The 247-nt window shown below is 66.0% G+C and carries 1 protein-coding gene; it reads right to left on the bottom strand.

The features are described from left to right. Positions 1 to 247 (bottom strand): proton-conducting transporter membrane subunit (locus tag SB772_RS44300; protein WP_410839063.1); only part of this gene is annotated, 247 nt, incomplete at both ends.

Below are 247 nucleotides of genomic sequence, written 5' to 3'. Positions count from 1 at the left end.
GATCAGCATGCTGCCGATGCCGGAGATGACGGTATAGCCAAGCACGCGGCGGATATCGCTCTCGGCCAGCGCCCCCAGCGCGCCCGACAGGACGGTGGCAGCGCCGAGGATGGCGATCAGCAGACTGAGCTCCTCGCGCTCGACCGGCATCAGCATGATCATCACGCGGATCAGCGCGTAGATGCCGACCTTGGTGAGCAGGCCGGCAAACAGCGCCGACACGACGGTTCGCGGCGTGTGATAGGAG

The sequence above is a fragment of the Paraburkholderia sp. SIMBA_030 genome (assembly GCF_046535245.1).
In the GTDB taxonomy this organism is placed as follows: domain Bacteria; phylum Pseudomonadota; class Gammaproteobacteria; order Burkholderiales; family Burkholderiaceae; genus Paraburkholderia.
The sequence above is the reverse complement of the archived record's forward strand: the minus strand, read 5'-3'. Positions and strand labels throughout refer to the sequence as shown.